We start from the raw sequence: 16,713 nt of genomic DNA on the forward strand, positions 1-16,713 counted from the left end.
AGTTTCCAGGACCTGGAACCTAGCCCCTGGCGGCGTCTAACAAGTCGCAACACACACCCAGGACACCGATGCCCTCTGAACAACGTCTTGTCTTCGCCGGCACCCCTCAGTTCGCCGCTATTTCGCTGCGAGCCCTGCTCGATGCCGGTCACGAGATTGCTGCGGTGTACACCCAGCCCGATCGCCCGGCCGGGCGCGGACGCAAGCTGCAACCGGGGCCGGTCAAGCGGCTGGCGCGGGAACACGGGATACCGGTCTGCCAGCCGGAGAATTTCAAATCCGACGCCGCCCTGGCCGAACTGGCCGACTGGCAGGCGGAGCGGATGATCGTCGCCGCCTATGGACTGCTGCTGCCGCAACAGGTGCTCGACATTCCGGCCCACGGCTGCCTGAACATCCACGCCTCGCTGCTGCCGCGCTGGCGCGGCGCGGCGCCGATCCAGCGGGCCATTCTGGCCGGCGACAGCGAGACCGGCGTGACCATCATGCAGATGGACGCCGGACTGGATACCGGCGATATGCTGCTCAGGCTGCGCTGCCCGATTGCCCCGGATGAGACCGGCGGCAGTCTGCACGACAAGCTGGCCACGCTCGGTGGCAAGGCGATCGTGCAGGCGCTGGCCAGCCTCGACCAGCTTCAGCCCGAGCCTCAGGACGACAGTCAGGCGACCTATGCCCGCAAGCTGGACAAGGCCGAGGCCCGGATTGACTGGTACAAACCGGCCATCCAGCTGGCGCGCGAAGTGCACGCCTTCAACCCCTGGCCGGTGAGTCACACCCGGCTCGAGGGCGAGGCATTGCGGATCTGGCAGGCCGGGGCGCGGGAAACACCCCCTGCCGCCTCTGACCAAACGCCTGGCACCGTAGTAAGCACTGACTCTGAGGGGATCGGTGTGGCCTGTGGGCAGGGCCTGTTACTGCTGCAACAGATCCAGCCGGCCGGCAGCAAGGCGATGAGCGCGGCTGCCTTCCTCAACGGCCGCCCCGGTCGGCTGCAGGTGGGCATGCGCCTGGGCGACACGCACTGATGAACGTCCGCCTTGCCTGCCTGCGGGTGCTGCAGCAGATCGTCCAGCACGGTCAGAACCTGGATACGGCCCTGGAAGAGATCATCCCGCAGCTGGATCAGGCCCGCGATCAAGGGCTGTTGCAGCACCTCTGCTACGGGGTAATGCGCTGGTATCCGCAACTCGAATTTCTGCTCGGACAACTGCTGCACAAACCGCTGAAGAAAAAAGACGCCGATCTGCGTCTGCTGCTGTTGCTGGGACTGTATCAGTTACGTTTCAGCCGGATCCCGGCCCATGCGGCGGTGGGCGAGACCGTCGCCGTGACCCAAAGCCTCAACAAGGCCTGGGCGCGCGGCATGGTCAATGCGGTACTGCGCAATTATCAACGCCAGCAACCTCAACTCGAGACTAAACTGACGCAGGACGCCCCGGCTCGCACTGCCCATCCCGCCTGGCTGCTGACCCACCTGCAGCAGGCCTGGCCCGGGCAGTGGCCGGCGATCGTCGAGGCCAACAACACCCAGGCACCGATGAGCCTGCGGGTCAATCAGCGTCAGGTCTCCCGCGACACCTATATAAAGCGTCTGGCCGCGGCCGGGCTCGAAGCCCGTGCCGGCGACAGCGGCGTGATTCTCGCCGACCCCTGCCCGGTGGAACAGCTGCCCGGCTTTGCCGAGGGGCATATCTCGGTCCAGGATATCGCCGCTCAGCTGGCCGCGCCGCTGCTGGATCCCCAACCCGGCGAACGGATCCTCGATGCCTGCGCCGCACCCGGGGGCAAGACCGCGCATTTGCTCGAACAGCAGCCCGACGTACAGGAGCTGGTCGCCCTGGACATCGAGCCATCTCGCCTGCAGCGGATCGCACAGAACCTGACGCGGCAGAACCTGCACGCGACACTGCTGGAGGGCGATGCCGCCCGGCCACAGAGCTGGTGGGACGGCCGGCTTTTCGATCGCATCTTGCTCGATGCGCCGTGCAGCGCCACCGGCGTCATTCGCCGCCATCCCGACATCAAACTGCACCGCCGTCAGAGTGATATCCCGACGCTGTGCGCCACACAACATGCTATGCTGTTAGCACTGTGGCCCCTGCTTAAACCGGGCGGCAGCCTGCTGTACGCCACCTGTTCGATCCTGCCGGAGGAAAATCGACAACAGGTGGAACATTTTCTGGCCGCCGTGGACAATGCCCGGCACGATGCCCTGCCGACAGGCTGGGGACATGCTCAGTCGGCAGGGCAACAGATCTTGCCCGGCGAGGATGATATGGATGGTTTTTATTACGCACGTCTGGTCAAGACAAGCTGAGACCGCAACACCGGAGCCCGTCCGCTGGCTGCGCTATCTGCTGCTCGTGACCGCTCTAGGCACTTCCAATCCCGCCGCAGCCGATAACGGTTTTGCAATCCGCTCGGCAGAGCTGACCCTGCGTGATATGGTCTATCACCTGGATGCCCGCATCGACTACCGCCTGTCGCGGGAAGCCGTCAATGCGGTCAAAAACGGGGTACCGCTGATCATCGCCCTCGATATCCGGGTGGATCGCAAGCGCGTCTGGTGGCTGGACAAGGAGCTGGCCACCCTGACCCAGAACTACCTGCTGCTCTATCACGCGCTGACCGAAAAATACGTGATTCACAACCTCAACAGCGGTATTCAGGAAAACTACAGCAATCTGGACACCGCCCTCTGGTCGCTCGGTCAGGTCAATGACCTGCCCCTGATTGACGCCAACCTGCTGGAGCCGGGCGCCGAATACGGCATCGACCTGCGTGCCCGACTGGATATCGAATCCCTGCCGGCACCCATGCGACCACTGGCCTATATTTCAAGTGACTGGCAACTGCAAAGCGACTGGTACTCATGGTCATTGGCTCGCTGATTCGCAAGCTGTTCTCCGGCAGCGCACCGATCATTATTCTGTTCGCCCTGCTGCTGACCTCGCTCTATCTGATGAGCGGCGCTACGCACAACTCGGCGCTGTTCGGCGAGCTCTACTCGCTGATGCTTGGCGTCAATATTATCGCGATACTCTTGTTGCTGGTTCTGATCGGCAAAAGCCTGTGGCAACTGATACAGCAATACCGAAGGAAGGATACGGGTACCCGGCTTACCGCCCGCCTGGTCGTCATGTTTGTCATTCTCTCGGTCACGCCGGTGTCGGTGGTCTATTACTTCTCACTCGACTTTATCAAGCGCGGCATCGACAGTTGGTTCGATGTGCGGGTCGAGAATGCATTGAACGATGCACTGGAACTGAGCCAGGCGTCACTGGGCGTGCGCATGCGCGAGTTACTGCGCGAGACCCAGAACCTGAGCAGTGAGCTGGTTAATACGCCCAACAACCTCGCCGCGCTGAAGCTGAATGAAATCCATCAAAGTACCGACGCCTCCGAACTGACCCTGTTCTCGCGCAACGGCCGCATCATCGCCTCCAGCAACCTGGAGTCGACCCAGCTGTTGCCGGCCCGACTGGATGACACCACCCTGCACATGCTGCGCCAGGGTAACGATGACATCGGCCTGGTCCCGATCAAGGACAGTGGCCTGCACTTTCGGGCCGCGGTGACCCTGCCCGGACCCGATGCGGTCACCGAACCGCGCATCCTGCAGGCCCTGTTTCCGGTGAACGAGCGTATCAATACTCTGGCCGACAGCGTGCAGTCGGCGTTCGGCCAGTACCGGGAAGTGGCTTATCTGCGCACGCCACTGAAATACAGCTTTATTCTCACCCTCTCGCTGGTATTGCTGCTGAGTATTCTGGTCGCCATCTGGGCGGCCTTTTATGCGGCGCGACGCATGGTGCAACCCATCTACGATCTGGTGGAGGGCACGCGCGAAGTGGCCGCCGGCAACTACGACAAACGGTTGCCCCTGCCCGGTAAGGATGAGCTCGGCTTTCTGGTTCGCTCGTTCAACGAGATGACCCACAAGATCGCCATTGCCCAGCAACAGGCCCAGCAAAGTCAACAGCAACTGGAAGCCCAGCACGCCTATCTGGAGGCGGTGCTCGCCAATCTCTCCTCCGGTGTGTTGACCCTGGATAACCAGCACACGCTGAATACCCACAACCTGGCTGCCAGCCAGATCCTGAATCTCGACCTGAGCCGTTATCAGGGCGCGCGACTGGATACGCTGGCCGACGCCGAACCCGCCACCCGGCAACTGGTCGACGCGATCGCCCAGTATCTCGATGCCGGCGAACAGGAATGGCAGGAGCAGGTTACCCTGTTCGGTCCCAACGGCCGCAAGGTGTTGATGTGTCGCGGCACCCCGCTGCCCGACAGCAGCGATCGCGAAAGCGGCAGTATTATCGTCTTCGACGACATTACCGCGCTGATTCAGGCCCAACGCAATGCGGCCTGGGGCGAAGTCGCCCGGCGCCTGGCCCATGAAATCAAAAATCCGTTAACCCCCATTCAGCTGGCTGCCGAACGCCTGCGTCACAAGTATCTGAAAACAATGCCGCAAGACGATGCCGACGTGCTGGACCGTTCCACCCACACCATCGTCCAGCAGGTCGAGGCGCTCAAGGAGATGGTCAAGGCGTTCTCCGACTATGCCCGTATGCCGGAGCTGCAACTGGAAACGCTGGATTTGAACACGATCATTGACGAAGTCCTCGATCTCTATCGCACCAGCAATAACCAGATCCGCTTCACCTTGAAGCTGGATCCCAGCATGCCGCGCATCGAAGCCGATGCCGGCCGCCTGCGTCAGGTGCTGCACAACCTGTTCAAAAACGCGCTGGAAGCGATGGACTATGCCAGGGGCTCCAGGCTTCGAGTCACCACGAAGTGCGCTCATGAGCAGAGCTGCCGCTATGTGGAACTGAAAATCGAGGACAGTGGCCCGGGCATCCCCGATCAGCTGTTTGATCAGTTATTCGACCCTTATGTCACCACCAAACCCCGCGGCAGTGGTCTGGGGCTGGCCATTGTGAAAAAGATCGTCGAAGAGCACGGCGGCATGTTATGGGCGGAGAACAGCCCCACAGGGGGTGCCACGATTATTATCCGCCTGCCGGTGGTTTCCTCCGGCGGTGAAATAAGCGATACAATGGAGCTTGACTCCGAACAATCGATTAACCGCGATGATGATGCAGCCGCCTGAATCCGCCGCCCCTGATCCGACACAGCAGCCTGACACCTCGGCTGCCAGGCCCTATATTCTGGTCGTCGATGACGAGCCGGATATTCGTCAGCTGTTGCGAGAGATCCTTGAGGATGAAGGCTATACTGTCGCGGTTGCCGAAAACGGCGAAGCCGCGCGCCAACAACACCGTCAACGCAGACCGGATCTGATTCTGCTGGATATCTGGATGCCGGACATCGATGGTATCACCCTGCTCAAGGAGTGGAAGGATGATAACCAACTTGGCACCCCGGTGATCATGATGTCCGGCCATGGCACGGTTGAAACCGCTGTCGAGGCCACCCGCCTGGGCGCTTATGACTTTATCGAAAAGCCGATCTCCCTGGCCAAGCTGTTATTGACCATCGAACACGCCCTGGAAACAGACAAACTGCAGCGCGAAAACCAGGGGCTGCGTCGGCACAGTCTGCTGGTGCACGAACCGATCGGCAAAAGCGCTGCCATGCAGACACTGCGGGATCAACTACGGCGCATCGCGGAACATGACAGCTGGGTATTAATGAGTGGCGAACCGGGCTGCGGGATTCATATCGCCGCACGCTATCTACATGATGCCAGCAACCGGCGCGATCGCCCCTTTATCGACGTCAATGTCGCCGGTCTGAACCCCGATAATGCCGCGCACGAACTGTTCGGCTCTGAAAAGAACGGCCTGGTTCATTACGGCTTGCTGGAACAAGCCAGTGGCGGGACGCTGATGTTGTATGATATTGCCGAAATGGATTCGGCCACCCAGGCCAAGCTCTATTCCGCCCTTGATGCACAGAGTTTTTATCGAACCGGCGGGACCCAACCCATCGAATTGCACGCGCGCATCATCGCAGCCACCCACTACGATCTGGAACAGCGGGTGGCCGACGGCCTGTTCCGCAAAGATATGTTTTATCTGCTAAACGTGGTACCGGTGCGTATCCCCGCCTTACGCGAACATCGTGAAGATGTCCCTGATTTGCTTAATTTCTTTACCAACCAGCTGGTCGACCTGGAAAAATTACCTTACCGCAAGTTCACAATGGCGGCCCAGAATCGACTACGCAACTACGACTGGCCGGGTAACCTGCGCGAGTTGACCAACCTGATTCAGCGACTTCTTATTGTCGGCTCGGGCCACGAGATCGATGTCGATGAGATTGACGCCACCCTGGGCGAAGGCGACACAACAACTAACAAACGTGAGGTTGAGGTCAATTATGACCTACCACTTCGCGAAGCACGTGAACAGTTCGAACGTGATTACCTGGAGTATCAGTTACGCAAAGCACATGGCAGTGTCGGCAAGGTAGCCCGGGCGGTCGGGCTGGAACGTACCCATCTATATCGCAAACTGCGTGCACTGGGGATTGATCCAAAAAATATCACTCATGATGGGTAATCCATCAATAAACGTTTTACAATTCCTCCATACAGCCAATAACAAGTACAATACTGGATTTTTATGAAAATCATCATCCTCGGGGCCGGACAGGTGGGCAGTTCCCTGGCAGAAAATCTTGCCAGTGAAGCCAACGATATCACCCTGATCGATCAGCGCGAAGAGGTATTGCAGGGCCTGCAGGACCGGCTGGATCTGCGTACCGTGGTCGGCCACGCCTCCTATCCCGAAGTGTTGCAGCGCGCCGGCGCGGATGATGCCGACATGCTGATTGCCGTGACCGACAGTGATGAAACCAACATGATCGCCTGTCAGATCGCCTATACGATCTTCCATACGCCGACCAAAATCGCCCGGGTCCGGGCCCTGGAATACCTGAAACACAAGAATCTGTTCAGTCCGACAGCCTTGCCCATCGATGTGCTGATCAGCCCCGAACAGTTGATCACCAATTATGTACAAAGCCTGATCAACCATCCCGGCGCCCTGCAAGTCCTCGACTTTGCGGACGGGCTGGTGCAACTGGTCGGCGTTCGCGCCTATTACGGCGGCCCGCTGGTCGGCCATGAACTGCGAACCCTGCGCAAACACATGCCCGCTATCGAGGCACGTGTCGCCGCCATCTACCGCCGTGGCCGACCGATTATCCCCGAAGGCCACACGGTTATCGAGGCCGACGACGAAGTCTTCTTCATTGCCGCCAGCAAGAATATCCGCAAGGTCATGAGTGAACTGCGCCGCCTGGACAAACCCTACAAGCGCATCATGATTGTCGGCGGCGGCAATATCGGCAAGCGGGTAGCCCAGGCACTGGAACGCAATTACCAGGTCAAGCTGATCGATCACAATCCCGAGCGCACCCGAATAATCTCCAATGAATTATCCCGAACCATGGTGCTATGCGGCGATGCCGCCGACGAGGAATTACTGCTGGAAGAGAACATCGATAAAACCGATGTCTTCTGTGCCCTGACCAATGATGATGAGGCCAATATCCTCTCATCCATGCTGGCCAAACGCCTTGGCGCGCGTAAGGCGATTACGCTAATCAACCGTGCCGCCTATGTGGATCTGATCCAGAGCGGCGAAATCGACATCGCCCTGTCACCGCAACAGTCTACCATTGGCAGTCTGCTGGCCCATGTACGTCGTGGTGACGTGGTCAAGGTCCATTCCCTGCGCCGTGGCGCGGCCGAGGCGATCGAGGCGATCGCCCATGGCGATATCAACACCTCGAAAGTCGTTGGTCGTAAAATCGAAGACCTGAAGCTTCCGCCCGGCACCACCATCGGCGCCATCGTCCGCAACAAGGAAGTCATCATTGCCCACCATGACACACTGATCGAATCCGATGACCACGTCATTATGTTCCTGGTGGACAAAGCCCGTATCCCCGATGTCGAGCGCATGTTCCAGGTCAGCATCACATTCATTTAAATAACAAGGTACGAGTTACGAGGGACGAGTGACGAGGAACATGCAATTAATCCACTGCATCACCACAGCTCTATTTATAAGAACCGTCCGTAAACAAGGCAAATACCCCGTGCCTTTTGTTTATCCTCGTCCCTCGTCCCTCGTCCCTCGTCCCTGTTTTTGATTATGCATCTGCTTGTTATACAACGCATCCTGGGTATTCTGCTGATGATCTTCAGCCTGGCAATGCTGCCACCGCTGGTGACCTCGGTGATCTATCTTGATGTAACCTTCGAGGCCTTCTTTTACAGTTTTGCGGTGATCCTCATCAGTGGCATTGTGCTCTGGCTGCCGGTCAAAAACCGCAAACAGGAATTGCGGACACGCGACGGTTTCCTGGTTGTCGCCTTATTCTGGACCACCCTGAGTCTGTTTGGTGCCATTCCTTTCATTCTCGCACCTCAACCGGATATCTCCATCACGGACGCGATTTTCGAGTCCTTCTCTGGCCTGACAACCACCGGCTCGACCATTCTCACCGGCATCGACACCTTGCCTGAATCCATTTTGTTCTATCGACAGCAGCTGCAATGGCTGGGCGGGATGGGGATCATCGTACTGGCGGTGGCCATCATGCCTATGCTTGGGATCGGCGGCATGCAGTTGTATCGCGCCGAAACCCCCGGCCCGGTCAAGGACACCAAGATCACCCCCCGCATCACCGAAACCGCCAAGGCACTGTGGTATATCTATTTGAGCCTGACTGTACTCTGTGCCGCAGGCTACTGGCTGGCGGGTATGAATCTGTTCGATGCGATTGGCCACAGTTTTTCCACCGTCGCAATCGGTGGTTTTTCCACCCACGATGCCAGCATGGGCTATTTTATCGACAAGCCCATGATTGAGGTGGTGGCAATCATTTTCATGTTCTTATCCGGTATTAACTTCGCCCTGCATTTTGCCGCCTGGCGCTATCGCTCAGTAGCATCTTACTTTGTTGATCCCGAATTCAGGGCTTATGTTCTTATCCTGCTAGTAGTTGCATTGGTTACTGTATTTTACCTGTATTACGAGGGCGTCTTCGACGGCATCGAACGCAGCCTGCTGCATGGGATATTCCAGACCGTCTCCATCGGCACCACCACCGGCTTCACCACCCACCAATATCATCTGTGGCCCGGCTTTTTGCCGGTGCTGCTGTTGTTCGTCAGTTTTGTCGGCGCCTGTGCCTGGTCCACCGGCGGCGGTATGAAGGTGATTCGCTTTCTGCTGCTAATCAAGCAGGGCTCACGCGAAATTATGCGGATTATTCATCCCAACGCCGTAATCCCCATCAAAATCGGCGGCAAACCTGTCTCCCCCCGGATCATTGATTCCATCTGGGGTTTCTTCTCCGCCTATGTGGCCGTGTTTGCTATTATGCTGCTGATCCTGATGATGACCGGACTGGATCAGATCACCGCCTTTTCCGCCGTCGCCGCCACCATGAACAACCTTGGTCCGGGGCTGGGTGAGGTGGGTAGCAACTATGCCTCTCTAAGCGATAGCGCCAAATGGATTCTCTGTTTTGCCATGCTGCTCGGTCGCCTCGAAATCTTCACCCTGCTTGTTCTACTGACTCCCGCCTTCTGGCGCCGCTAATCAAATATTCAAACAATCCAGAATTCAAAATTAAACATTCAAAATTCAAAATTTCCGCATGCTCTCTGCGGTAATACATTATTGTTTTTTGTTTTATCTCCCCCTATCCTTGTGCCATGTCCATGATTAACAACCTCGAAAAAATGCTCACCGACGGCCAGGACAGTCTGTTGCTGCGGTTCGGGCTTGGCCAGGCCTACCTGAAGGAACAACAACCCGCCAACGCTATCCCACATCTACAGCGCGCCCTGCAGTTCGATGGTGACTACTCGGCCGCATGGAAACTGCTGGGCCAGGCCCATGCCGACAGCGGCGATCACCAGCAGGCGATCGCCACCTATGAAAAGGGCATCGAAGTGGCGGAAAAGAAAGGCGACATGCAAGCCGCCAAGGAAATGCGGGTTTTTCTCAAGCGACTGCTGAAAGAGTAGGCTGTAGAATTAAAAATAAGTGTGCCAATCTGGCTGCTCTCGGCCAGGAGCAGACATTCAACGCCCACATAAAAGGCGCGAGCTTGCGAGCGTCCGTCGACCGAAGGGAGCGAAGTTAATGTGATTGTTAAGTTCCATTCTTCGACTTAATCTTCTCGCATATTATTTCGATCTCGTCATTATGAGGATACAGTGCCGTTTTCGGAATAGCATGAAAATCTTTATTCCAGAAGCCTTTTTTCGGTATTTCAAACTTGGCTATTAGTCTCCTACCAAAATCGAGAAACGGCTGCTTCCTTTTAACACGGGATGGAAATGAGCCCAGCAAGTATCCTTCTTGGAAATGAGGACGCAATGCTTCAGCTGGGCATGCACTTAGCAACCTTACGTTTAACAACTCTTCCTCTGTTGAGTAGGAAATGGTTCCGTTCGGGTATGGAAAGGCAAAAACAAATATATTGGCAGTATCGACTGCATCATTTAGAGCAAAGGAAGCTGCCACGCGAAGTGAATGAGTAAAATCCAACAAAGGAGTTTGGCAAACCTCATAGTGCTGAAGAATCGACCATGGTAATTCAGGGAATTTCTTCAACTTATTGATGCTATCAATATCTAACTCATCTAGTTTTATAAGCAGGTCATTAGTGCACTTTTCTAGTTTATTGTATCTTTCTTCTAGCTCTCTTGTAGACAACGAGCGACCCGGTGATCTGAAAAGCGTGGGATAGAATGAACTTGAGCCAGAATTTAGCTTGTAGTCTTTGAGTTGCCCGCGGAAAAATAGACTATAATCCGGATTGTGATTTGCAATTTTTGCTACAGCTTGGACCAATTCTCTAAAGCTAAAGATTTTGGCGGGAATACTTTCACGAATTTCCTTGTTCGTGAATTGTACCCCACTAACAAACGACAGGTGACACCATAGTTTTGTGTTGCCGAGATTTCTCAACTTATCTCCTGATTAAGCACTTAACGACTAAGCTGAGGGGCGCATGCCGCATCGCGGCGCGCGCACCAGACAAGCGCGTTGTTATGCGTAATTTTTACTATGAACGCATTTTGTGAGACCACTCTTTAATATCTCTTTGTTCATTTTTAATAAGTCGAACTCGCCACAGGAAATCAGAAAGTAATATTGCCACCTCAGCACTAAACCGCGCTTTTGCATCAGAAGTTTCTTTATGCTCCTCTGGGCCTAACCACGGCAAGTTATTACACAGGTCTATGATTTTTTGTGTTTTAAAACTTACACCTTTCCAACTATGGCCGAATTCATTACGTATTTTTCTTATTATATTTAGTTCGCTAAATTCATTATCTTGTATAAGACCAAGAGAATATGCTGCTTTAATGCGTGCTGAGTAGGTGCCGATCGGGGCGTTAAAGCCAAATAGCAGATCGTCTGTTTCTTTTACCTCAGCGAAAAATGCTTTTAGCATTTCACCTAACCTCTCATCGAGATATGCTCCTGCCGTTAGTACGGCACCCCGATCACTCTCGCCGTTAAATTCTGCTAAGAATTCTGATAGTTCCTTTATCTCAGGCTCTGTTTTTTTCATGGTTGTTTATTATTGTTGCGCATAAAGTAAATGGGGTCGGTAACAAACGAGAAGCATTTTCATTAGTATTTATCGCCTTCCCATTTCCTGCAATGCCGCTCTGCGTCGGTCAGCGCCCATCAGAATTTGTCGCATACTTGGTGATCCTGTCACCACCGGGAGAACCGACCATGACCTACCGTACCGAGTTTCCACATTACGCTGGACCCTGGAACAAGGGTAGATTAGTTGGCCTGAAGCCGCCACTGAAAATCCGTGAAATCTCGGCAATCCGTATCCGCCTTCAGTAGGCTACAAGGTGAGAGAACTGGCCCTATTCAATCTAGCCCTGGACAGCAAATTGCGCAGCTGTGACCTCGTCAGGCTCAGGGTGCGAGACATCGCTCACGGCACCCAGGTATCTAAACGCGCCATGATCCTGCAACAGAAGACGCAACAGCCCGTTCAATTCGAAATAACCGAGCAGACTCGTCAGGCACTTTCGGCCTGGATCGACCAGTCACAACTGTCCAGTGGCGATTATCTCTTCCCGAGTCGGATGAAGAGATCGCCGCATCTTTCAACCCGACAATATGCGCGGATCGTGCGATCGTGGATTGCCGATATTGGGTTGGATCCAGCTGACTATGGGACGCACTCGCTACGACGTACCAAGGCGACATTAATCTATCGACGCACGAAGAATCTTCGGGCGATTCAACTGCTACTCGGTCATACCAAGCTGGAGAGCACCGTTCGCTACCTGGGTATCGAAGTGGATGACGCGCTAGAGCTGGCGGAACAAACTGAGATCTAATCGGAGCTGGTCGGTGAGTAGCCAGGTACGGTCACTTACCGGCCAGAAGCCGACATTCAACTACAAAATATGCAACGCGGCTTTGCCGTGTCCGAGAGAGCAATAGCGAACGACATGATTTTCTTGTTAGGCATTATTTTTCTCTTCTAAATATGCTGCCATCATTTCCCAATCTTCAGAGATATTCTTTAAACCTCTTTTATTTTGGGATTGTTGTGAAGGATGGGCTTGAAAGAATACTTTTGATTTGTCTGCAAAGAAAGATTGCATAACCGCCTCTTCCATATTCTATCAAAGGGTTAGAGCGCTTGAAATATAAGATTGTCAGACTTCAAGTGCTCTGACCCCATGATCCTCTCATGATCGCTCGCTGCCCACGTACTCACTGAAAAGTCGCTCAATTTGAGTCTCCAGCAATATTTGGTTGCAACGCTCTAGAAAGGAGTAAACTTCTAACAATAGAAATACGTTATCTTTAATGCTGTAGTAATTTATGGGCTCTTGAAGGTCACGAAGCCTATCCGTGTATGACTGTAGCTTTATATATTCTATGGCTTCTGAAAGCCCTTTTGACTCGAAATCTTTTAACGTCGCTTCAATTTCAAAAGGCGCCAACTCAGTATACAAGCCAGAAATTCCAGAAAAACTGTCAACAATCTTACTTGTCGAATCACCTTCATCGTAGTCACTAGAAGCAGCAGACATTCCTAGCAATTGACTCAGCGCGCGGTTGAGCTCTTCATGGCTCATTGAGAGCTTCGCTTGCCTTTCCTTGTAATAATCAAACAAATGTTCTCGGGCTTTGAACTCATGGCCTTTCGTTATTTCCTGTAACTTTATTTCATACTGGATCTTAGTGGCTTTGTAGGTAGCGAAAGCAGCAATTATAGCTGGACCAAGAATCTTTATCGCGTCTAGAGATACCGTCTCTATAAGTCTAACCACTTCCGCATCCATATCCGATTTCCTATACGTATAACGTTAATGCTATGCAGCGCGACGACAAAAGCGTCCGAACGAGCGCATTGTTATACGCTCATTGCTTTACTGATTGATTACAATAAGGATGAGTAAGCTGTGTATTATCGGAGGCACCCAAGCCACCATCCCTCACTCGCTCTATATGATCGTATGGAATCAAAGGGCTTTGATCCCTTAAATTCCGATATGATATAGGTATAACGACATCAGGTTCCTCTAGGTGCAGCCATATGCTTCCCCTCGAATTGCCGAACCCGACGTTCCGGTTGATTTAGTGACAATATGTACAGTATTAGCACCCATATCCGCTGCTCGATTACGAATTTCTCGCATTGCATTTTCCTCCGCCGCACCTTGGCCTGCAAGACCGCCATTAAAATGATCAGTGCCTTTTACTTGCCCTACGTATGAACAGTTGCGAACAACATCAGGATTAGATGTAAGTCTCACTTTAGAGCCTTCTGGCGACAAACTTACCGTAATGCAACCCGTTAGCAACAAAGCAACCATCAAGAATGGAACTATAATTATTTTCATAGACTAATACTCCTAAAAATCACCAAACTAAATTGGAACCAGTACACAATATCATTGTAAATGGAGTCAATGACATACTAGAAATATTTCATTAGTGTTTATCGCTGCCTCATTGCCTGCAATGGTCGCGGTAGGAATACCGGTTACCCAGTACCCCCCGCGCAGATCCCAGCGTGCGCTACTAACGCACTGGGCTCCTCCCTCGAGTACGAACGTCAAAGCGGTAACAAGGATGAGGATGTAGCAACCGGATTTTAGGAAAGAAACGAGTGGTGATACGCATGAATTTATTCCAACTCATAAAAGCTTTTTGGCTTCGAGATCTAATACGTTGTAGCCAAAGTCGGCGCACTTCGCTATAGAAAAGCCAAATGCTAGAGTCATTTCCCGACACCGAAAAGTAATTCAAGTGGCCTTGTAGCACCCTTTGAATCCATTTTCCCGTCTTGGGAATTGAATCATGCCATCGCCTGCGCAACTCTGCTTTAATAAGCTTCAGCGTTGCACGCATACGCTTTTTGATCGTCTTACGCCCAATAACAAACGCGCCGTTCTTTCTAGACCGCGTACAGAAATGCGTAAAACCAAGGAAGTCGAATGTTTCCGGCTTCCTTTCACCTAAACGCTTCCTATTCTGTATCGCATACCTTCCGAAACGGATCAGCCTCGTTTTATCTGGGTGTAAGACCAAATCAAACGCTTTCAAACGTTCCTTAACGTCAACCAGAAATGACTGCGCAACGTGTTCGTGTTCAAAACCAAACACACAGTCATCTGCATAACGTACAACGATCATATCACCGTTGGCCTGTTGGCGGCGCCATTTTTGACTCCACAAATCGAGCACATAATGCAGGTAAATGTTCGCAAGAATAGGCGAAATTACCGCTCCTTGCGGCGCTCCCTGATCACTGCTCTCTCTATGATGGCCATTCATGACACCCACTTTCAGCCACTTCGCGATAAGTCGAAGCAGTCGTTTGTCTCCGATTCGGTGTTGGAGAAATCGCATCATCCAATCATGGTTCATGGCATCAAAGAACTTCTGAATATCTGCGTCCAACACCCAATTCACTCGCTTTCTATAGATCCCGGTACTAAGAGCATCTAGCGCATCATGTTGGCTACGCCCTCGACGGAATCCATATGAGAATCCCATGAAGTTATCCTCAAAGATCGCTTCCAGCACATAAACCACAGCTTGTTGGACTATCTTATCCTCCAGGCATAAGATACTCAGAGGTCTTTCTGAACCATCTGCCTTTGGGATCATTGTCCGCCTGGCAGGTTGGGCTCGGTAGTTACCTTTGTGTATCCGGTTATGAAGATTTGTAAGCTGATCAGAAAGGTTTTCCCCATAGGACCGCCACGTCACACCATCAATCCCCGGAGCAGAGTTTCTTTTTAGTGCAAAATAGCTTTGCTCCAGGAGTTCCACGCTGATGTGATGTAGCAATGCTGTGAACTGTCCATCCTTCCTTGATGAGACTGTAAATAATTCTGTGTAACTGCCCGCTTAGAACTGCTCCGGCATTCTGTCCGGGAATTCAATCATAAAGCGATTGAGCGCGTTCTTCCAATGGTGAATGGGCATGGTCCATTTTTTCGATGCCGCCTGGATGGCCAGGTAGACGACCTTGAGGGCGGATTCATCGTTAGGGAAAACCTTGCGATTTTTGACCGCCTTGCGGATCACGCTGTTCAGTGATTCGATGGCGTTGGTCGTGTAGATCACCCGACGGATGTCATCCGGATAGTCGAACAGGGTAATCAGGTTGGGCCAGTGTCGCCGCCAGCTGGCACTGATCGACGGGAACTGATCATCCCAGCGAGCCGCAAAGGCGTCGAGCTCCTGCTCGGCTTCGGCCACCGTCAGGGAGGTGTAGATCTTTTTCAAATCCGCGGCGACCGCCTTGCGCTGTTTCCAGGCCACGAACTTCAGCGAGTTGCGCACCATGTGGACGATACACAGCTGGATTTTTGTTTTGGGGTAGACGGTATTGATCGCCTCGGGGAAGCCGGTCAGACCGTCCACGGCGGCGATAAAGATATCCCGGACACCCCGCTGCTGGAGTTCGGTCAACACGGACAACCAGAACTTAGCCCCCTCGTTCTCATTGAGCCAGAGCCCCAGCAGTTCTTTCTGGCCGTCCAGGTTGATACCCAGCGCCAGATAGATGGCCTTGTTGCTGACCCGCTTGTCCTGGCGGATCTTGATGTGGATGCAGTCCAGATAGACGATGGGATAGATCTCGTCCAGCGGTCGGCACTGCCACTGCTGCACTTCCTCAATCACCTGCGCGGTGACCTGGGAGATGAGCGTAGGGGAAACCTCGACGCCGTAGAGCTCTAGTAGCATGGCAACGATATCGCGGGTACTCATGCCCCGACTGTAGAGCGCCAGGATTTTATCGTTGAACATCGGCAGACGCGTCTGCCCCTTGGGAATAATGAGCGGCTCAAACTCGCCGTTACGGTCTCGAGGCACATCGAGGGTCAGTGCGCCCTGTTCGCCTTTGAGGGTTTTGGCGCTATACCCGTTACGGCTGTTGCCGGTGTTGTGGCCGGCTGTGGCGTGCTTGGGATAGCCGAGATGGTCAGTCATCTCGCCTTCGAGCATGGCCTCAAAGGCTTTTTGCTGAAGCTGCTGGGTCAATGCGGCAAGCTGTTCTGGCGTTTTGACTGCCTTGACCAGTTCTTCAAGCTGCGGGTCGAGATCGGTTTTGGTTTTTGTTCTTCTGCTCATGTGTCTTCTCCTTTATTATCAAGGGTATGGGACTTTGAGCAGTTACACAATTTAATTTACAGTCTCT

15 protein-coding genes and 1 pseudogene are annotated in these 16,713 nt (G+C 53.7%); 9 read left to right on the forward strand and 7 right to left on the reverse strand.

Annotated elements, in window-relative coordinates; translation table 11 throughout:
• Nucleotides 1-68 precede the first annotated feature (68 nt).
• The 8 genes from fmt to U5J94_RS03320 all read left to right on the forward strand — a co-directional run bounded on the left by fmt (nt 69) and on the right by U5J94_RS03320 (nt 10,027).
• Nucleotides 69-1,028 carry a methionyl-tRNA formyltransferase gene (gene fmt, locus U5J94_RS03285; protein ID WP_322564208.1) on the forward strand — a complete coding sequence of 320 codons (960 nt, stop codon included), beginning with the start codon at nt 69-71 and terminating at the stop codon, nt 1,026-1,028.
• Entirely contained in the window at nt 1,028-2,320 is a 1,293-nt protein-coding gene (rsmB, locus tag U5J94_RS03290; protein WP_322564209.1) for a 16S rRNA (cytosine(967)-C(5))-methyltransferase RsmB, read from the forward strand. The genes fmt and rsmB overlap by 1 nt, the downstream gene beginning before the upstream one ends.
• A complete protein-coding gene (locus U5J94_RS03295) occupies nt 2,283-2,894 on the forward strand; it encodes a DUF4390 domain-containing protein (protein WP_322564210.1) in 612 nt (203 codons plus the stop codon). Before rsmB ends, U5J94_RS03295 begins: the two co-directional genes overlap by 38 nt.
• Entirely contained in the window at nt 2,876-5,125 is a 2,250-nt protein-coding gene (locus U5J94_RS03300; protein WP_322564211.1) for an ATP-binding protein, read from the forward strand. Before U5J94_RS03295 ends, U5J94_RS03300 begins: the two co-directional genes overlap by 19 nt.
• Nucleotides 5,109-6,539, forward strand: a complete 1,431-nt coding sequence (locus tag U5J94_RS03305; protein ID WP_416224185.1) for a sigma-54-dependent transcriptional regulator — start codon at nt 5,109-5,111, stop codon at nt 6,537-6,539. The genes U5J94_RS03300 and U5J94_RS03305 overlap by 17 nt, the downstream gene beginning before the upstream one ends.
• Nucleotides 6,540-6,602: 63 nt before the next feature.
• A complete protein-coding gene (gene trkA, locus U5J94_RS03310; RefSeq protein WP_322564213.1) occupies nt 6,603-7,976 on the forward strand; it encodes a Trk system potassium transporter TrkA in 1,374 nt (457 codons plus the stop codon).
• Between the two features lie 165 nt (nt 7,977-8,141).
• Nucleotides 8,142-9,596: a TrkH family potassium uptake protein gene (locus U5J94_RS03315; protein WP_322564214.1), complete on the forward strand. Its 1,455-nt coding sequence runs from the start codon at nt 8,142-8,144 to the stop codon at nt 9,594-9,596.
• 116 nt (nt 9,597-9,712) lie between these two features.
• Nucleotides 9,713-10,027 carry a tetratricopeptide repeat protein gene (locus tag U5J94_RS03320; protein WP_322564215.1) on the forward strand — a complete coding sequence of 105 codons (315 nt, stop codon included), beginning with the start codon at nt 9,713-9,715 and terminating at the stop codon, nt 10,025-10,027.
• A gap of 127 nt (nt 10,028-10,154) precedes the next feature.
• Here the strand turns inward: U5J94_RS03320 and U5J94_RS03325 are convergent, their stop codons facing one another.
• Both U5J94_RS03325 and U5J94_RS03330 read right to left on the reverse strand, forming a co-directional pair.
• Entirely contained in the window at nt 10,155-10,976 is an 822-nt protein-coding gene (locus tag U5J94_RS03325; RefSeq protein WP_322564216.1) for an FRG domain-containing protein, read from the reverse strand.
• 97 nt (nt 10,977-11,073) lie between these two features.
• Nucleotides 11,074-11,586 carry an MltR family transcriptional regulator gene (locus U5J94_RS03330; protein WP_322564217.1) on the reverse strand — a complete coding sequence of 171 codons (513 nt, stop codon included), beginning with the start codon at nt 11,584-11,586 and terminating at the stop codon, nt 11,074-11,076.
• Nucleotides 11,587-11,756: 170 nt separating this feature from the next.
• On the opposite strand from U5J94_RS03330, the pseudogene U5J94_RS03335 reads away from it, so the two are divergent.
• Nucleotides 11,757-12,382, forward strand: a pseudogene (locus U5J94_RS03335) (tyrosine-type recombinase/integrase).
• 126 nt (nt 12,383-12,508) lie between these two features.
• Here U5J94_RS03335 and U5J94_RS03340 read toward each other — a convergent pair.
• The 5 genes from U5J94_RS03340 to U5J94_RS03360 all read right to left on the reverse strand — a co-directional run bounded on the left by U5J94_RS03340 (nt 12,509) and on the right by U5J94_RS03360 (nt 16,646).
• On the reverse strand, nt 12,509-12,667 hold the full coding sequence (locus U5J94_RS03340) for a hypothetical protein (protein WP_322564219.1): 159 nt from the start codon (nt 12,665-12,667) through the stop codon (nt 12,509-12,511).
• A 72-nt stretch (nt 12,668-12,739) separates the two neighbouring features.
• Complete coding sequence (locus tag U5J94_RS03345) at nt 12,740-13,339, reverse strand: hypothetical protein (protein ID WP_322564220.1); 600 nt, start codon at nt 13,337-13,339, stop codon at nt 12,740-12,742.
• Nucleotides 13,340-13,579: 240 nt separating this feature from the next.
• Nucleotides 13,580-13,900: a DUF4156 domain-containing protein gene (locus U5J94_RS03350; RefSeq protein ID WP_322564221.1), complete on the reverse strand. Its 321-nt coding sequence runs from the start codon at nt 13,898-13,900 to the stop codon at nt 13,580-13,582.
• 181 nt (nt 13,901-14,081) lie between these two features.
• Nucleotides 14,082-15,338, reverse strand: coding sequence for a group II intron reverse transcriptase/maturase (ltrA, locus tag U5J94_RS03355; protein WP_322564222.1), 1,257 nt, complete (start codon nt 15,336-15,338; stop codon nt 14,082-14,084).
• A 78-nt stretch (nt 15,339-15,416) separates the two neighbouring features.
• Nucleotides 15,417-16,646: an IS256 family transposase gene (locus U5J94_RS03360; RefSeq protein WP_322563789.1), complete on the reverse strand. Its 1,230-nt coding sequence runs from the start codon at nt 16,644-16,646 to the stop codon at nt 15,417-15,419.
• Between the last annotated feature and the right edge of the window lie 67 nt (nt 16,647-16,713).

Source organism: Thiohalophilus sp., assembly GCF_034522235.1.
Lineage (GTDB): Bacteria > Pseudomonadota > Gammaproteobacteria > UBA6429 > Thiohalophilaceae > Thiohalophilus.

What these genes read in the sequence shown, in the direction of transcription:
- fmt (WP_322564208.1), top strand. Translation starts at nt 69, where the DNA reads ATGCCCTCTGAACAACGTCTTGTCTTCGCCGGCACCCCTCAGTTCGCC.
- rsmB (WP_322564209.1), top strand. Translation starts at nt 1,028, where the DNA reads ATGAACGTCCGCCTTGCCTGCCTGCGGGTGCTGCAGCAGATCGTCCAG.
- U5J94_RS03295 (WP_322564210.1), top strand. Translation starts at nt 2,283, where the DNA reads ATGGTTTTTATTACGCACGTCTGGTCAAGACAAGCTGAGACCGCAACA.
- U5J94_RS03300 (WP_322564211.1), top strand. Translation starts at nt 2,876, where the DNA reads ATGGTCATTGGCTCGCTGATTCGCAAGCTGTTCTCCGGCAGCGCACCG.
- U5J94_RS03305 (WP_416224185.1), top strand. Translation starts at nt 5,109, where the DNA reads ATGATGCAGCCGCCTGAATCCGCCGCCCCTGATCCGACACAGCAGCCT.
- trkA (WP_322564213.1), top strand. Translation starts at nt 6,603, where the DNA reads ATGAAAATCATCATCCTCGGGGCCGGACAGGTGGGCAGTTCCCTGGCA.
- U5J94_RS03315 (WP_322564214.1), top strand. Translation starts at nt 8,142, where the DNA reads ATGCATCTGCTTGTTATACAACGCATCCTGGGTATTCTGCTGATGATC.
- U5J94_RS03320 (WP_322564215.1), top strand. Translation starts at nt 9,713, where the DNA reads ATGTCCATGATTAACAACCTCGAAAAAATGCTCACCGACGGCCAGGAC.
- U5J94_RS03330 (WP_322564217.1), bottom strand. Translation starts at nt 11,586, where the DNA reads ATGAAAAAAACAGAGCCTGAGATAAAGGAACTATCAGAATTCTTAGCA.
- U5J94_RS03340 (WP_322564219.1), bottom strand. Translation starts at nt 12,667, where the DNA reads ATGGAAGAGGCGGTTATGCAATCTTTCTTTGCAGACAAATCAAAAGTA.
- U5J94_RS03345 (WP_322564220.1), bottom strand. Translation starts at nt 13,339, where the DNA reads ATGGATGCGGAAGTGGTTAGACTTATAGAGACGGTATCTCTAGACGCG.
- U5J94_RS03350 (WP_322564221.1), bottom strand. Translation starts at nt 13,900, where the DNA reads ATGAAAATAATTATAGTTCCATTCTTGATGGTTGCTTTGTTGCTAACG.
- U5J94_RS03360 (WP_322563789.1), bottom strand. Translation starts at nt 16,646, where the DNA reads ATGAGCAGAAGAACAAAAACCAAAACCGATCTCGACCCGCAGCTTGAA.